Here is a 14,472-nt window from a genome sequence, read left to right on the forward strand (position 1 = left end):
ATTAGCATGTTTTTGTAAAATGACATTTTTGGGTGAAAATTTCGATGCGTTTTAAAAATTGAAAGATATAGATATATTTGTAACACAATTTTATCATGATTTTCTTATTCTTTCAAATGAATATACGAAATTTTTAAAATAATATGACAAAGGAATTATAATGATATATATAGAATATAAAACAGGTTAAAAGAAAAGAAGCTGAATGTCATTCGCTTCTTTATGGTGATAATGAAATATTTGATTACGGCTGATAAATCTTAGGATGATCAAGTCATTAGTCATTTATTCTAAAATTCATCTTTTAGCAACGTTAAAAATCTGTGATTCCATATGTTCTCATAAAAATCAATTGTCTCTTTTGCGGACATAAAAGGATTATTCAACGTAGAGGTTGTTTTCTGTCCCATAAAGTTTTCGTATCCTAGTCCGTGGGCAAACTTAATCGTTGCATCCATACAGTACTCTGTTTGGGCGCCACAAAATTCAATGCGATTTACAGATAATTGATCTAAAATTTCTTTTAAGTTTGTTTTATAAAATGAATTTGCATGTGTTTTTCTTACAAAAAAATCTTGTTCTTGAACATCTAGATCGGTATGAATAGCCCAAAGTTCTTTCTCGGGTACTAAATCATCATCACAATGTTGAACAAAAAGGATTGGTTTATTTAATTTTCTATATGAAGAAATTCTTTTATTTACTTTTGTTAGTAAGTTCTGTAAATCAAATAAATGCTCCTCGCTATAACATACGCCATTTTGTAAATCGATAACGATTAAAATATCTGCACAAGTATCCATTATTTTCACCCCTTTTTATTTCTTAATATATCAATTAATCCATTATTTAGAAATAGATGATATACTTTTATTTTTTATGGACTATAAGAAAAGAAGAAATTCAAATGAATATAACTAAACCGCATAAAAAGAAGATATGAAAACCTAATCTCATATCTTCTTTTTCTCTATGCATTTACAGGTTCTTCTACATAAGAAAGGGCATTTTCAAAATCGGATATTAAATCGTTAACATTTTCAAGACCGACTGATAACCGAAGTAATGAATTAGAGATTCCTCTTTTATCACGAGCTTCTTGCGACAGTGCTGCATGTGACATTTTTGCTGGATAAGAAAGAATTGACTCTACAGCTCCTAAACTAACTGCAAAAACAGGTAATTTTACTTTTGATAAAAATTTGCGGAGTGCATCTTCTGACTGCAAAGTAAACGATAAGACCGCTCCAGCTGATGTTGCTTGAGATTGTTGAATATCAAATCCGAGATGAGTTTGTAATCCCGGATAATAGACATTTTTTACTTTAGAGTGCTCTTGTAAATAATGTGCGATTTTATTGGCATTTTTAGCTGAATGTTCGAGGCGTACATGCAATGTTTTTAGACCGCGAAGTACGAGAGAACAATCTTGAGGTCCTAAAATAGCACCGAATGCATTTTGTAAAAATCCAAGCTTTTGAGCGAGTTCTGAATCTTTTACTACTGCTAATCCGGCAGTAACATCACTATGACCAGCAATAAATTTTGTAGCACTATGAAGAACGACATCAGCTCCAAGTTCAAGTGGTTTTTGGAATAGTGGTGTCAAAAATGTATTATCAACAAAAGTAAGAGCGCCAATAGATTTTGCGAGTTTAGAAACCTCGCGAATATCTGTCACTTTTAAAAGTGGGTTAGAAGGTGTTTCTACATAAAAGAGCTTTGTATTTGGTTTAATGTTTTGTTTTATTTCTTCTAAATTGGTCATATCAACAAATGTATGTGAAACACCGTAACGGGAGAGTACCTCAGTTATCACTCGGTAAGTGCCTCCGTACACATCTTCTGAAATGAGTACGTGATCACCTTGTGAAAGAAGGAGGAATGCAGTGGAAATCGCTGCAATGCCTGATGCAAAGGCGAATCCTTTTGTTCCGCCTTCTAATAAAGCAATGATATCTTCAAGAGCTTCACGAGTTGGATTTCCTGACCTGCTATAGTCATATTTTCCGAACGTATCTACATCAAACTGGTGAAAAGTTGATGTATTATAAATAGGAACGTTCACAGCGCCTGTTTGCGAGTCGTGTTTATATTGGTTGTGTAGTAAGAGTGTATCTATAGAATAGCTCATATTCTTACACCTTCTTTTACGAGTTTAATGGCTTGCTTTAAGTCTTGAATTAAATCGTTACTATTTTCAATGCCAACTGAGAATCGAAGAAGACGATTGCATACGCCGTTTGCTGTTCTAATTTCTTCAGGAATATCAGCATGTGTTTGCGTTGCTGGATAAGTCATTAAACTTTCTACACCACCAAGACTTTCGGCAAATGTAATTAAGGATAAAGATTGTAAGAATGGATTAATCCAAGCTTCATCTTTAAGGCGGAATGAGATCATGCCACCTCTTCCTGGATAAAATACATCTGTCACCCCGTCCTCATCATTTAAATACGCAACAACTGCTTTCGCATTTTCTTCATGTTGCCTCATGCGAAGCGCTAACGTTTTCATACCGCGAATTAATAACCATGAGTCAAATGGGCTTAAAACTGCACCTGATGCATTATGATAATGAGCGATTTCCTCGCAAAGTTCCTTTCCTTTTGCAACGACAAGCCCGCTTAGTACATCGTTATGTCCCCCTAAATATTTCGTTGCGCTATGAAGTACAATGTCAGCACCTTCTGTTAATGGTTGCTGTATATAAGGTGTGTAGAAAGTGTTGTCTACAATAAGAAGTAGTCCGTTCCTTTTCGCTACAGTTGCGACAGCAGCAATATCAGTAACTTGCATTAATGGATTAGTTGGAGTTTCTATGAAAATAGCCTTCGTTTCAGTTGTGATAGCTTGCTCAATTTGTTTAATAGACTGTGTATTTACGTATCTACATCGAACATTCCACTTTTTTTCATGCTCAGAAAATAATCGATACGTTCCCCCGTATAAATCTTCAGATACAATAAGTTCGTCTCCAGAGCGGAATAGAGAAAGGACGAGGAGAACAGCCGCCATCCCTGAACTACAGGCATAACCTTGTTCGCCATATTCTAAGTCTGCAATCGCCTGTTCTAAAAGACCGCGAGTTGGATTGCCAGTTCGTGAATAGTCAAAGCCAGTAGATTTACCAATTCCTTCGTGACGATAAGCGGTTGAGAAATAAACTGGTGGATTAACCGTTCCAGTTGTAGTTTCACTGCGATTTCCGATTTGTGCTAGTTTTGTTTCGATTGTTGACATGTGAAAATTCCTCCTTTTTAAATTGAAACATTAAGTGAATATAAAATAAAAAAAGCCTTCTAAGAAGAAGGCTTTCGGTTTGAATAGAGTCTTCTTCTCATCTGTCAAATCTTTCACAATTTGCTGGAATTAGCACCTTATTAACAAAATGTTAATGGTTGCTGAGGCGTCACAGGGCCAGTCCCTCTACCTCTCTAGATAAGAATGTTCGTATGAAATTTTTATTATGTTTTTAACTTTACAATAAAATATAACTGAATTGCAACTTTATTTTAAATAATTTTTATTTTTCCGCAAGTGTCATTGACTTTTACTTTTGTGCATGCTAAATTTATTAAAAAATTAACAAACATTGTTAAAAGGGGAACGCATTTCCTTTTAGCTACATAAATAAAATAATAAAGACAACTCTTATTGAGAGCGGTGGAGGGAAAGGCCCTGTGAAACCCGGCAACCTTCAAACGAAATGTTTGAAACGGTGCTAATACCTGCAAAACGAATGTTTTGCATAATAAGAGGAGGAACGATTATGTCCCCCTCTTCAAAGTGAAGAGGGGGTTTTTATATTGATAGAAATGAGGGAGAGTCGTGAAATTACTAGATTTATTATCAAAAGGAATTGTAATAGGTGATGGTGCGGTTGGGACGTTATTGCATTCACATGGTTTGCAAAGTAGCTTTGAAGAATTGAATGTATCTGATCCAGACTTAATTATATCGATTCATAAACAATATGTAGCTGCTGGAGCAGATGTAATTCAAACGAATACGTATGGAGCAAATGAGGCGAAATTACGTATGTATGGTTTAGAAAATCAAGTTACAGAAATTAATAGAGCGGCAGTAAAACTGGCGAAAGCATCTGTGACAGATAAAAATGCAATTTTAGGAACAATTGGTGGTATGAAACATATCGGAGCTGTTACAACGACTGATATGGAAAGAGAGTTTATGTTACTTGAACAGGCAGGGGCTTTACTAGAAGAACAGGTTGATGGATTACTATTAGAAACTTTTTACGATGAATTTGAATTACTTCATGCCGTTAAAGTATTGCGTAAGCAAACGAATATTCCAATTGTTGCGCAATTAGCGTTACATGAAGCAGGTACGACTCAAAATGGAAATGATGTCAATGAAATATTAAAGCAACTTATAGATTACGGTGCAAATGTTGTTGGGTTGAATTGTCAACTAGGGCCGCTTCATATGACGGAAGCTTTCAAAATGATATCGATTCCTCAAAATGGCTATTTATCAGCATACCCAAATGCAGGCCTCCCGAATTATGTGGATGGACGTTACGTATATGAGGGAAGCCCAGCTTATTTTGAAGCGATGACACCGAGATTTATTGAGCAAGGTATTCGGTTATTGGGTGGTTGTTGTGGTACGACTCCAGAACATATTCAAAGTATGAAGCGCGCTGTTGCGAATATTACCCCTGTAATAGAAAAAGACACGATTCAAAGGCCGAAAGTCGTTCATACGCATGAGAAACGTTCGAAGGCTCACGTCACTCTAGCAGAGAAAGCGAAAAAACAAACGACAGTTGTAGTGGAATTAGATCCACCGAAAACGTTAGATACACAGCGTTTTTTTGAAGGAGCAAGAGCGTTAAAAAGAGCGGGAGCAGATGCTATTACTCTAGCAGATAATTCATTAGCATCGCCTCGTGTTTCTAATATGGCGATGGGTGCGTTATTAACGAAGCATGATATCCCAGTATTGACGCATTTAACGTGTAGAGATCATAACGTCATTGGACTACAATCTCATTTGTTAGGTTTATCGGCGTTAGGGATGGAAGAAGTGTTAGCTTTAACTGGTGATCCAGCGCGCGTTGGTGATTTTCCCGGTGCCACTTCTGTATATGATTTATCCTCTATTGAGCTTATTAAAATGATTAAAGAAATGAACGATGGACGTTCAATTTTAGGGAAATCAATTGGACCGGCGACAAGGTTTTCTGTAGGCGGCGCATTTAATCCTCACGTGAGGCACTTAAAAGCAGCGGTTAAGCGAATGGAACGAAAAATAGATGCTGGAGCGGAGTATTTTTTAACTCAGCCAATTTACGATATCAAGTTAATTGAAGAAGTGTATGAAGCGACAAAGCATTTGGAACAACCTATTTTTATTGGAATTATGCCGTTAGTAAGTAAGCGGAATGCAGATTTTCTTCATTTTGAGGTGCCGGGTATTACTCTTCCTGAAGAAATAAGAGAGAGAATGGATGGACATGAAACGAAAGAGGCAGCAATTGAGGAAGGGATCCGCATTTCACAAGAATTGGTCGACGCAGCGATGAAATATTTTAATGGTATTTATCTTATTACACCATTTTTAAAGTATGAAATTACAGAACATCTTGTTAAATATGTAAGAGAAAAGCAAGAAGTGAAAGAAGGTATTAATTGATGAAGTGTATAGAAGAAAAATTAAAAAATAGCATTTTAATATTAGATGGTGCAATGGGGACAATGATTCAGCAAGAGGATTTAACTGCTGAAGATTTCGGAGGAGAAGAGTACGAGGGCTGTAATGAATATTTAGTGGAAACAAGACCAGACGTTATTTTAAAGATTCATAAAGCTTATATTGAAGCTGGGGCGGATATTATTGAAACAAATACATTTGGGGCAACGAATATTGTACTAAGTGATTATGATCTGTCTCATTTAGATGAAGAACTAAATGAAAAGGCAGCACTTTTGGCGAAGCAAGCTGTTAAAGAAAGCGGGAAGGAAGTATATGTTGCGGGAGCGATGGGACCAACAACGAAAGCAATTAGTGTTACAGGTGGTGTGACTTTTGAAGAATTGATTGAGGCTTATACAAGGCAGGCACGAGGATTATTAAAAGGAGCAGTTGATGTATTACTCGTTGAGACGAGTCAAGATATGCGTAACGTGAAAGCAGCTTATATTGGAATTCAAGCCGCTTTTGAAGAACTGAAAAAAACGGTTCCTATTATGATTTCAGGAACGATTGAGCCAATGGGAACGACTCTGGCTGGGCAAACAATTGAAGCTTTTTATTTATCAGTAGAACATATGAAACCATTATCTGTTGGGTTAAACTGTGCGACTGGTCCGGAGTTTATGAGGGACCATATTCGTTCACTATCTGATTTATCGGAGTGTTACATTTCTTGTTATCCAAATGCAGGTCTTCCTGATGAAGATGGACATTACCATGAATCTCCATCTTCTCTTGCTGAAAAGGTGAAGCGATTTGCTGAAGAAGGATGGGTTAATATTATTGGTGGTTGTTGTGGCACGACACCAGAACATATAAAAGCAATGAAATCCGCGCTAGCATCTCTTAAGCCTCGTGACCATCATGAGAGAGAAGGACATGGAATTAGTGGATTAGAAGCACTGCAATATGATGAGTCTATGAGACCGTTATTTGTAGGTGAAAGAACGAATGTTATTGGGTCACGTAAATTTAAACGCTTAGTAGCAGAAGGGAAATTTGAAGAGGCTGCTGAAGTGGCAAGAGCGCAAGTGAAGAAAAATGCTCATATTATTGACATTTGTATGGCGGATCCTGATCGCGATGAAATAGAAGATATGGAAAACTTCTTAGCAGAAGTTACGAAAGTATTAAAAGTACCGATTATGATTGATTCAACAGATGAAAATGTGATGGAGCGAGCTCTTACTTATATTCAAGGAAAAGCTGTTATTAATTCAATTAATTTAGAAGATGGAGAAGAACGATTTAAAAAAGTGACACCGCTTCTTCAGAAGTATGGTGCCGCTATAGTTGTAGGAACAATTGATGAAGACGGTATGGCGGTTAGTGCGGAACGAAAGATAGAAATTGCGAAAAGAAGCTATGAATTACTTACAAAGAAGTATGGGATACGCCCGTCAGATATTATTTTTGATGCACTTGTGTTTCCAGTAGGGACAGGTGATGAAGAATATATTGGCTCAGCGGCAGCGACTATAGAAGGAATTCGCCTTATTAAAGAAGCGTTACCAGAGTGTTTAACGATTTTAGGTGTAAGTAACATATCATTTGGTTTACCACCGGCTGGACGTGAAGTATTAAATTCAGTTTTTTTATACCATGCTACGAAAGCAGGATTAGATTATGCGATTGTGAATACGGAAAAATTAGAACGATATGCGTCGATTCCAGAGGAAGAAAAACGCCTTGCAGATGCATTACTGTTTGAAACGACGAAAGAGACGTTAGAAGAATTTACAAACTTTTACCGAGTTGCTAAAAAGAAAGATGTCGTTGTGCAAGAAACGTTAACGCTTGATGAAAGACTAGCAAATTATATTGTAGAAGGTACGAAACAAGGATTACACGAGGATTTAAGTCTTGCACTTGAAGAAGGAAGAAAACCTCTTGATATTATTAACGGTCCGCTTATGACAGGGATGGACGAGGTAGGACGACTATTTAATAATAATGAACTTATTGTTGCTGAAGTATTGCAAAGTGCCGAAAGTATGAAAGCCGCTGTAAGCTATTTAGAGCCATATATGGAATCTAGTGATAGTGCGAAAAAAGGGAAAGTATTATTAGCAACTGTAAAAGGTGACGTGCATGATATTGGGAAAAATCTCGTTGAAATTATTTTAGCGAATAACGGATATGAGATTATTAATTTAGGAATTAATGTACGTTCGGATCGAATTGTTCAAGAAGTACAAGAAAAGAAGCCGGACATTATAGGCCTTTCAGGTTTATTAGTAAAATCAGCGCAGCAAATGGTAACGACTGCTGAAGATTTAAAAGCGGCAAATATTGATGTGCCTATTGTTGTAGGTGGTGCAGCGTTAACGAGAAAGTTTACAGATAATCGGATTTCACCATCATATAAAGGACTCGTTTGTTATGCGAGTGATGCGATGACGGGGCTCGATATTATTAATAAGCTTCAAAAAGAAGAAGAGCGTGAGAAGATGAAGCAGGATAAAAAAGAACGTCATCTTCATATCGTAAAAAAAGAGGAGAAGAAAGTAGAAATTCCAGCAGTAATTGAGCCATTACCAAAATCAGAGGTTATGGTGCCTGATTCAACAAAACGAATTGTATTACGAGATGTTCCCGCCCTTCATCTCGCACCATTTCTGAATAGACAAATGCTACTTGGGCATCACCTTGGATTAAAAGGAAATGTGAAGAAGCTTTTGAAAGAGGGAGATAAGAGAGCACATGAATTAAATGATTTAATAGATGAATTATTGCAGGAAGGACAATCTTGGTTAAAGCCGAAAGCAGTGTATCAATTTTTCCCAGCGCAAAGCGACGGACAAAACATTGTAATATATGATCCAGAAGATCATACGCGTGTTATAGAGCGTTTCACATTCCCTAGACAAGGAAAGGCTCCCTATCGTACTTTAGGTGATTATTTGCGCCCAATAGGAGATGAGATGGACTATGTTGCTTTCTTATCTGTTACGGTTGGGGAAGGAGTTCGGGATATTGCTGAAGAGTGGAAGGCGAAAGGTGATTACCTACGTAGTCATGCCATTCAATCGTTAGCGCTTGAATTAGCGGAAGGACTTGCTGAAAAAACACATATGCTCATTCGTGACCGCTGGGGCATTCCGGACTCACCTGAACTGACGATGGAAGAACGTTTCCGTACGAAATATAGAGGAATACGAGTGTCATTTGGTTATCCGGCGTGTCCAGAACTTGCAGATCAAGAAAAGCTATTTCGCTTAATTCATCCAGAGGAAATAGGTATTTCATTAACAGAAGGATTCATGATGGAGCCAGAAGCGTCCGTAACGGCTATGGTATTTTCTCACCCTGAGGCAAGATATTTTAGTGTATTATAGTCTAGAAGGGGGAGACGTATGAAGAAAATAGTCTTTACAGGTGGCGGTTCGGCAGGACATGTAACACCTAATTTAGCCATTATCCCATATTTACAGGAAGACAACTGGGATATCTCTTATATTGGTTCTCACCAAGGTATTGAGAAAACGATTATAGAAAAGGAAGGTATTCCCTACTATAGTATTTCGAGTGGAAAGCTACGTCGTTATTTTGATTTAAAAAATATAAAAGATCCTTTTCTTGTAATGAAGGGTGTTATGGATGCGTATGTAAGAATTCGAAAACTAAAACCAGATGTGATTTTTTCAAAAGGCGGTTTCGTATCTGTACCAGTCGTAATTGGAGGATGGCTAAATAGAGTACCAGTTTTATTACATGAATCTGATATGACGCCAGGACTAGCAAATAAAATTGCGCTTCGTTTTGCTTCGAAAATATTTGTTACATTTGAAGAAGCAGCGAAACATTTACCGAAAGAAAAAGTAATATATACGGGGTCTCCTGTACGTGAAGAAGTGCTGAAGGGAAATCGTGAAAAAGGTTTAGCGTTTTTAGGTTTTTCACGTAAAAAGCCAGTTATTACGATTATGGGAGGCAGCTTGGGCGCGAAAAAAATTAATGATACGGCTCGAGAAGCATTACCAGAACTCCTTAAAAAGTATCAAATTGTTCACCTTTGCGGAAAAGGTAACCTTGATGAAAGTTTACAAAATAAAGAAGGATATAGACAATTTGAATATGTACATGGAGAACTACCAGATATATTAGCGGTAACAGATTTTGTTATTTCACGCGCGGGCTCCAACGCAATTTTTGAATTTTTAACATTACAAAAGCCGATGGTTTTAATTCCATTATCGAAATTTGCAAGCCGTGGAGATCAAATATTAAATGCAGAGTCCTTTGAAAGACAAGGATATGCCTCCGTATTATATGAAGAAGATGTAAATGTAAAATCTCTTAAAAAGTATGTCGAAGAATTAAATCAAAATAATGAGAAGTATAAAACAGCACTAAAAAAATATAATGGAAAAGAAGCAATTAAAACAATCATTCAAAATATTTCAGAGGCATGATGAAACAATCATGCCTCTTTTAGTAGGGTGAAAGATTCCAAGAATTGATATTTTTATGTTACAATAAAGTGAAACTTTAATCAGTTGGGCGCATCCCACATCTAACTTCTTTACTGTTACTGAATTTTGAGGAGGGAGTCTTACTGCCCTCAAATAGCGGGATAACAAATGGGTTAATAGGGAAATTCCAATTAATGAGGCGTGAAAATACGAATGGATTAGGAGTGACTGTGTTGGAGCTAAGTCTCTATGAAAATACTGCACTTATTATATGCTTTGTGTTGTACGTTGGTAGTGTTATTGTTTATATTTCAAGGAAATTTTCGCAAGAAAGAGAGCTTGAAAAGTCAGAGATAACAGCTGAACTAGAAATGTTAGCTGATGAAAGTTATAAAAAACAAAAAATAAAAGAAGACCATGAAGCATCCCATCATTTAAACGCAAATAAGTTTTAAAGATGGGGATTTTTTTTGAAGTTGTTCTTTATTGTAGCTATAACAAATAACGCTAAAAAGGAGTTTCCCCATACATAATGAAGGAGTGTATATAAATGAACTTTTATATCGCCTCAGGTTTCCAAAATAAACATCTTGTACGTTCCGTAGCAAATGAACTGAAACATGCAGGATGGCACCATACATATGATTGGACCAAAAATGAAAGAGCAGCGAATGAAGAACAATTAAGAGAAATTGGTCAGGCAGAACAAAATGCTGTAAAAGAAGCGGATGTATTTTTACTTATATTAGATGGCGGAAACGGGAGCCATACAGAGTTTGGAATGGCGATTGCACTAGAGAAAACGATATATGTATATCATGCAGGAAACCCGCTCCAAACAACGTTCTATCACTTGCCAGAAATAAATATTTTTGAAGGAGATGTAGCTGAGTTTGCATCTTATGTTATGAATCATGTGAAATAATAGTAACTACCTAAAAGGTTATAAAAGTGATCTTTTGGGTACAGTGATGATAAGAAACGTATATAAAGGAGTACATAATATGAAATTAGAAAATGGATGGGAAACGAGCTTTTTAGAAGTCGTACAAAATAGTGAATTTAAGAAAGAGGCACTTCTTAGTCAATTGCTTTGTCAGGATAGTGAAGAAGTAGAAGAGCTTGTGGATGATTACGGCTACGAAGAACTTGTTGAACGTGAACATGATGATGAGTTAGCTGAAATCTTAGGAGAAGAACTTTTTAGTGAGATGGAACGCCAAGTATTCTTATCTTCAAACCCAGAAGAAAAATTGATTTCATTCGTCAATGGATTAGGTTTTCATGTGTTAGATTGGATCGTTCTTCTTGAAACAGAATTTGGCATTGATAGTGCAAACTTTACATCAGATGCTGTGAAGGTGTTAGAAAAGCGTTTCAGACAGTTTCCATACATAGAGGACAAGACAATTTTTGATATGACATTTGGAGAATCGATGGATGTATTAGAATCTGTTACAGGATTACAACTAAAGGAAAAGATGAACGTATAATGAAAAAAGAACGTGATTGGATCACGTTCTTTTTTACATAATAATAATTTTATCATCTAGTTTTGTCTGCCCGGTAAGAAGTGCGTTTAAATATTCCACTTTTCTTATACAAGCTTGTATATGTCTTTCAATCTCTTGTAACTCTGCTTGGTGATGCGTTTCAATTGGATGAATTTGTACGTTGAATTTTTCAAATTGACTACTATATGTTATTTCTGCATAGCCGCTCATAATATCGGTTTCGTTATGAAATAAAAATTGCTTCGTTTTGTCACAGAATGATACATCCTGAAAGCCATATACTTTTAATGCTTCAATTACTTTTTTAATCATTTTTGTATTCATTTTTTAACCCTCTTTACGAAGTTCTACTTATATATTATAACATAAAAAATTACATAGAAAGCGCTTCCAAGTGTATTTTATTATAAACTTTACGTTTCAATCACAAAAATGAAACAAAGAAAAAATAATTGTAAAGAAGGAAGGACTCTTTTATTGTTTCGTCATATATATAGAGAAATAGTGCAATGAAAGGAAATTTTCCGAGGTGGAGATCGTATTTCCAATTTGAGCGCAGTAAAAGAGGTGAGAATTTTGAACTTTGATATTGTAGGACAAAAAGCATATATAAAAGATGGACCGCATCGGAACCGAATTGGAATTGTAAAGAAAAACGAGACAAAATTAGCATCGCAGTTTGCTATTGTAATTGGAGAACAAGTCATTGATGTAGAGCTAAAAGATATCGTGTTAGTTGGAGTAGACGTAGGACAATTTCATAAATGGTGCGAACAAAATGGTTATTTGTGAAAAGGACGGGCTGTGAGATAATGAAATATATTTGAGGAAAGAGGATATGTTATTGTATTCTCTTTTTCTATGTTTAAGGAGGCGAAAATGAAATATAAAGAACAGGAGTTTACGTTGGAGTTAAAAGAGAACATTCAATGTATGGAGAAGGAAATAGAGCGAATATCACTTAAACTGCATAAAGAGTATTCACGTTTATACATAGAAAACCACATGGAATTAGATATGGGATTTGCAAGGGAAAAAGAGAATCCCTTTGAGGTGGGTTATTATTCATCAGTTGCTATAGCTATATTAGATGAAGAAAAAGAGCTGATTGAATTTCATAATATTCCAATTTAGAAATGCGAAAGAATCTTTTTAGGAATGCCAATTCAATCAAACATTTTGGGGAGTAAGAAAGTAGGGGAACTCGCTGATGAATCTTGTTATGAGATTGAGGAAGAGTTAAAAGAGCAACTAGAAGAATACTTAGAGTGATAATTCTCAAGATAAAATCTATAAAGAGGGAACGGAATAAAAAAGACGCTAACAATTGTATGTTAGCGTCTTTTTTCATTATGAAGCAATTTCACCAGTTTTTGTATCATTTTGATTGTACGTATCTTGATCTAATTCACCAAGCCATTTACTTGAAATAAGACCTGCTGTCATAGAGCCACTTACGTTAAGAGCTGTACGCCCCATATCGATTAATGGCTCAACCGAGATAACTAGAGCAACAATACCGATTGGTAAGTTCATTGTAGATAGTACGATTAAAGCTGCGAATGTTGCGCCGCCACCAACTCCAGCAACACCGAATGAGCTAATAGCAACAACAGCGATTAAAGTTAAAATAAATTGTGGTTGTAATGGATCAATTCCTACAGTTGGAGCGACCATCATTGCAAGCATTGCTGGATAAATACCTGCGCAACCGTTTTGTCCGATAGATACCCCAAATGAAGCTGCGAAGTTTGCAATTCCTTCGGAAATACCAAGTTTTTCTTTTTGCGCTTCAATATTTAATGGCATCGCACCAGCACTAGAGCGAGATGTGAATGCAAAAGTTAGTACAGGGAACACTTTTTTCAAATATTGAATTGGATTTAAACCAGACAATGCAATTAATAATAAGTGAATGATAAACATTACGATAAGTGCTACGTAAGAGGCTAACACGAAGTTACCAAGTTTTAAAATAGCATTTATATCGCTACCAGCAACTGTTTTTGCCATAAGAGCTAATACGCCGTATGGAGTAAGGCGTAAAATTAATGTTACCATACGCATTACGATTGCATATACAGCATCAAGCATTTTCTTAAATAGCTCTGCTTGTTCTGGGTATTTTCGTTTTACACCTATAAAGGCAATGCCGATAAAGGCTGCAAATATTACGACAGAAATTGTTGATGTTGGACGAGCGCCTGTTAAATCAAGAAACGGATTTGTAGGCAATAGCTCTAATAATTTATCTGGAATTGTTGTCTTTTCAATAGAAGTAAATCTTTCTTCAACTAGTTTCAGACGAGCAGATTCTGCATCACCTTGTTGTAGGCCTGTTGCAGATACATCAAATCCTGCACTTGCAGCGATACCAACAGCTGCAGCGATTCCTGTAGTAAGAATTAAAATACCGATAATAAGGCCACTAATTTTACCAAGGTTTTTCGTTAACTGTAATTTTGTAAATGCTGAAATAATAGATACTAAAATAAGTGGCATAACGATCATTTGAAGTAATTTTACATAACCGTTACCGATTAAGCCAAACCAAGTATTTGATTCAATAATTACTTTAGAAGTTGGCTCATAAATAAATTGTAATATAAGACCGAATAAAATTCCGACTCCTAAAGCGGTAAATACACGTTTATTAAAAGATACATGCTTACGTTGCATATAATATAATACGCCAACTAAGATGAGCATGACTGCAACGTTAATTCCGACAAGCAGTGTATTCATGTTGATTCCCCCTAATTCCAATCTGTTATATAGAATATAAGGTAATAAAACCTATAAGTCAACTAGGTAATTCC

At 36.0% G+C, this 14,472-nt stretch carries 12 protein-coding genes, 1 pseudogene and 2 riboswitches; of the genes and pseudogenes, 8 read left to right on the forward strand and 5 right to left on the reverse strand.

Going from position 1 to position 14,472, the window contains the following annotated elements; genetic code table 11:
* Positions 1-290: 290 nt before the first annotated feature.
* The 3 genes from ACTFP3_RS12965 to metI form a co-directional block, all read right to left on the reverse strand.
* On the reverse strand, positions 291-803 hold the full coding sequence (locus ACTFP3_RS12965; protein ID WP_000379157.1) for a cysteine hydrolase family protein: 513 nt from the start codon (positions 801-803) through the stop codon (positions 291-293).
* A gap of 167 nt (positions 804-970) precedes the next feature.
* On the reverse strand, positions 971-2,134 hold the full coding sequence (gene metC, locus ACTFP3_RS12970; protein ID WP_000122299.1) for a cystathionine beta-lyase: 1,164 nt from the start codon (positions 2,132-2,134) through the stop codon (positions 971-973).
* A complete protein-coding gene (gene metI, locus ACTFP3_RS12975) occupies positions 2,131-3,243 on the reverse strand; it encodes a cystathionine gamma-synthase/O-acetylhomoserine thiolyase (RefSeq protein WP_000103897.1) in 1,113 nt (370 codons plus the stop codon). The genes metC and metI overlap by 4 nt, the downstream gene beginning before the upstream one ends.
* Positions 3,244-3,337: 94 nt before the next feature.
* Positions 3,338-3,448: riboswitch (SAM riboswitch) on the reverse strand.
* A 203-nt stretch (positions 3,449-3,651) separates the two neighbouring features.
* A riboswitch (SAM riboswitch) is annotated at positions 3,652-3,761 on the forward strand.
* A 70-nt stretch (positions 3,762-3,831) separates the two neighbouring features.
* Between metI and ACTFP3_RS12980 the strand changes: the two genes are divergently transcribed.
* The 6 genes from ACTFP3_RS12980 (at position 3,832) to ACTFP3_RS13005 (ending at position 11,632) form a co-directional block, all read left to right on the forward strand.
* Complete coding sequence (locus tag ACTFP3_RS12980) at positions 3,832-5,664, forward strand: bifunctional homocysteine S-methyltransferase/methylenetetrahydrofolate reductase (protein ID WP_000770352.1); 1,833 nt, start codon at positions 3,832-3,834, stop codon at positions 5,662-5,664.
* Entirely contained in the window at positions 5,664-9,062 is a 3,399-nt protein-coding gene (gene metH / locus ACTFP3_RS12985; RefSeq protein ID WP_440010683.1) for a methionine synthase, read from the forward strand. Before ACTFP3_RS12980 ends, metH begins: the two co-directional genes overlap by 1 nt.
* A gap of 18 nt (positions 9,063-9,080) precedes the next feature.
* A complete protein-coding gene (murG, locus tag ACTFP3_RS12990) occupies positions 9,081-10,139 on the forward strand; it encodes an undecaprenyldiphospho-muramoylpentapeptide beta-N-acetylglucosaminyltransferase (RefSeq protein WP_440010685.1) in 1,059 nt (352 codons plus the stop codon).
* A gap of 194 nt (positions 10,140-10,333) precedes the next feature.
* The gene (locus ACTFP3_RS12995) at positions 10,334-10,594 is read left to right on the forward strand and encodes a DUF3966 domain-containing protein (RefSeq protein ID WP_001250699.1); all 261 of its coding nucleotides are present in this window, start codon (positions 10,334-10,336) and stop codon (positions 10,592-10,594) included.
* A 95-nt stretch (positions 10,595-10,689) separates the two neighbouring features.
* Positions 10,690-11,064 carry a nucleoside 2-deoxyribosyltransferase gene (locus tag ACTFP3_RS13000; protein WP_001012345.1) on the forward strand — a complete coding sequence of 125 codons (375 nt, stop codon included), beginning with the start codon at positions 10,690-10,692 and terminating at the stop codon, positions 11,062-11,064.
* Positions 11,065-11,143: 79 nt separating this feature from the next.
* A complete protein-coding gene (locus tag ACTFP3_RS13005; RefSeq protein WP_000764267.1) occupies positions 11,144-11,632 on the forward strand; it encodes a hypothetical protein in 489 nt (162 codons plus the stop codon).
* Between the two features lie 33 nt (positions 11,633-11,665).
* Here ACTFP3_RS13005 and ACTFP3_RS13010 read toward each other — a convergent pair whose 3' ends face one another.
* Entirely contained in the window at positions 11,666-11,977 is a 312-nt protein-coding gene (locus tag ACTFP3_RS13010) for a hypothetical protein (protein ID WP_001093237.1), read from the reverse strand.
* Positions 11,978-12,229: 252 nt separating this feature from the next.
* Here ACTFP3_RS13010 and ACTFP3_RS13015 point away from each other — a divergent pair, with 252 nt between their 5' ends.
* Positions 12,230-12,445: a DUF3912 family protein gene (locus ACTFP3_RS13015; protein ID WP_001008327.1), complete on the forward strand. Its 216-nt coding sequence runs from the start codon at positions 12,230-12,232 to the stop codon at positions 12,443-12,445.
* 87 nt (positions 12,446-12,532) lie between these two features.
* Positions 12,533-12,925, forward strand: a pseudogene (locus ACTFP3_RS13020) (hypothetical protein).
* A gap of 78 nt (positions 12,926-13,003) precedes the next feature.
* On the opposite strand, the gene ACTFP3_RS13025 reads toward ACTFP3_RS13020, so the two are convergent.
* Positions 13,004-14,398 (reverse strand): L-cystine transporter, encoded by a 1,395-nt coding sequence (locus ACTFP3_RS13025; RefSeq protein WP_440010687.1) that lies wholly within the window; start codon positions 14,396-14,398, stop codon positions 13,004-13,006.
* Between the last annotated feature and the right edge of the window lie 74 nt (positions 14,399-14,472).

This window comes from Bacillus cereus group sp. MYBK5-2 (genome assembly GCF_051915685.1).
GTDB lineage: Bacteria > Bacillota > Bacilli > Bacillales > Bacillaceae_G > Bacillus_A > Bacillus_A cereus.